Source organism: Hydrogenophaga sp. (genome assembly GCF_051007235.1).
GTDB lineage: Bacteria > Pseudomonadota > Gammaproteobacteria > Burkholderiales > Burkholderiaceae_C > Hydrogenophaga.
The window spans coordinates 1-2061 of record NZ_JBPCSJ010000407.1 but is presented as its reverse complement, the minus strand read 5'-3'; the positions used below and the strand labels follow the sequence as shown (position 1 = coordinate 2061).

3 protein-coding genes are annotated in these 2061 nt (G+C 71.7%); all 3 read right to left on the bottom strand.

Annotation, left to right across the window (positions count from 1 at the left end):
• Window positions 1-180 precede the first annotated feature (180 nt).
• Entirely contained in the window at window positions 181-849 is a 669-nt protein-coding gene (locus tag ACR2JA_RS14510) for a cupredoxin domain-containing protein (protein ID WP_434009789.1), read from the bottom strand.
• Window positions 846-1346 (bottom strand): group I truncated hemoglobin, encoded by a 501-nt coding sequence (locus ACR2JA_RS14505; RefSeq protein ID WP_434009788.1) that lies wholly within the window; start codon window positions 1344-1346, stop codon window positions 846-848. The genes ACR2JA_RS14510 and ACR2JA_RS14505 overlap by 4 nt, the downstream gene beginning before the upstream one ends.
• A gap of 24 nt (window positions 1347-1370) precedes the next feature.
• On the bottom strand, window positions 1371-2061 hold a 691-nt coding region (locus ACR2JA_RS14500; protein WP_434009787.1), incomplete at its 5' end, for a DUF3034 family protein.

Genomic DNA, 2061 nt, shown 5'->3' with positions numbered 1-2061 from the left:
TGCCCGAGGTCTGGTCGTACAGCGCCTTGAGCGCGGTTTCCTCGCGCGCGGCCACGCGGTCGATGAGGGCGATGAGGGCCTGGTCGGGTTCGTCTTGCATGGGCGCATTGTGGTCCAGCACGGTGGCCTTCGCTGGCCAGCGCCTTTCGCTCCTGCTGGTCCACGGGCTGCGCCAGGCCATCACAGCCGCCGCCGGCGCGGCACCACCTGGGTGGGCACGGTGAGGGTGGACACCGCCTGCACCTGTACCGAGGTGGGCGAGCCTTCGACCAGCTGGTCCGGGTGCCAGACGCGCACGCGTGCCGCACCCTCGGGCACGTCGCCCAGGGTGGCCACGCCCTGCGCGTCGGTCTTGACCACCCAGGGCGTGTCGGCCACGTAGACGAAGCCGCGCATGGACCCGTGCAGGTGGCAGCCCAGCTGCAGCGGGCCGGGCTGCTGCAACACCACCTCGGTGCTGGCGGGTGCCTGGCCGCTCACCTGGCCGGCCAGGCGCAGTTCAAAGCCGGCGCCCGAGCCGGCGGTCAGGCCGGCCATGCCCGCGGGCACGCCGCGCACGTGGTGGTCCCAGCCGTCCTGGTTGGTGAAGCGCACGCGCGAGCCCACCGGCACCACGCTGACCGCGGGCACGAACTGCATCTTGTGCTGCGCGATGCTGGTCTGCATCGGCGCGGGCGCCTTGCCGCGCGCGCCGCTGGCGGGCTCCACCAGCACCACCGCGTCGGGCAGGGGCTGGCCGTCTTTGCTGGTCACGGTGATCTGCAGCGTGCCAGCGGTGGCCGCGCTGGCGCACACGGCCGCCAGCAGCAGCGTGGAGGCACCGCAGCGCCAGTCGGTGTGTGCGCTCATCGCGTGTTCACCACGTCGCGGTGCATGGGCGCCAGCAGGGCCAGCAGCTGGTTTTGCCGCGCGAACGGCACGCCGCGCGTGTCCATGCTCTGCTGCAGCACTTCCACCAGCGCGTTGAAGTGGGCGCGCGTCACGTCCATGTTGGCGTGCGCTTCTTTCATGTCCGGGCCCTTGTAGACGCAGGGGCCGCCGGCGAGCTGGCAGACCTGGTCGGTCAGCTGGCTGGCCAGCGCGTCGAGCTTCGTGTCCTTGAACTGCTCGCCGATGCGCGCGTCGGCCCGCAGGCGCTGGGTGAAATCGTCCATCAGCGTGCGGATGCCGGCCTTCTGGCCCAGCGCGTCGAACAGGCCGGGCGCCGGTGCCACCGGGTAGGCCGAGGCGGGCGACGGCTGGGGCGACGGGAGGGGCGACATGGGCTGGGCCATGCCCTGGGCGATGGCGGCGCCGCTGGCCATGGCCAGCAGGGTGAGGGTGGTGGCGGTGATGAGGTGTTTCATGGGATGGGTGATCGGTGGGGGTATTTAGAAAGCGAACTGGGCGGAGGTGTAGAAACCGGTCTGCTGGCGGCCGGCAGTGGTGGCGGGTACGATGCGGCCCAGGTTCACCCAGGCGGCGGTGAGCGAGACGTTTTTGCTCGGCGTCCAGGCGACGAACAGGTCCATCCAGTCGTCGGCGCGCAGGCCGTTGCCCAGGCCGGCGGCGGCACCGGCGCGTTGCAGCTTGTTGGGCATGGCGCGGTATTCCAGGCCCACGGCCAGGTCCTTGCGCAGCAGCCAGGCCACCGAGACTTCCGGCACCAGTTCGTAGCCGTCGTCGGCCCCGCCGAGCGTGGCACCGTGGCCCAGCAGGCCGCCCTGGTTGGCGCGCGTGGCGCGCAGCGTGCCATTGACCAGCACGCCCTGCGCCAGGAACAGCTTGGTCGCGCTCACGTACACATCGGTGCCGCTGCGGTCGGCGCCCAGCGCGGCCAGCGTGCCGTCCAGCCCGCTCGATTGCAGGCGCTTGTGCTGCACGCCCACGGCGATCTGCGGCATCAGTGTGTCGCTGTCGACGATGGCGTCGCCCGCCAAGCGCCACTTGGCGCCCAGCACGTCTTGTTGGAGGTGCAGGCCGGGCAGGCCCAGCGCGGTGCCGGTGGCGCGGGTGTTGAAGTCCTGGTGGCCGAACGAGAGTTCGATCCGGTCGTTCAGGCCGATGGCCACGCCCGCGGCC

Coding starts and splice junctions, on each gene's coding strand:
- ACR2JA_RS14510 (WP_434009789.1), bottom strand. CDS start 849: ATGAGCGCACACACCGACTGGCGCTGCGGTGCCTCCACGCTGCTGCTG.
- ACR2JA_RS14505 (WP_434009788.1), bottom strand. CDS start 1,346: ATGAAACACCTCATCACCGCCACCACCCTCACCCTGCTGGCCATGGCC.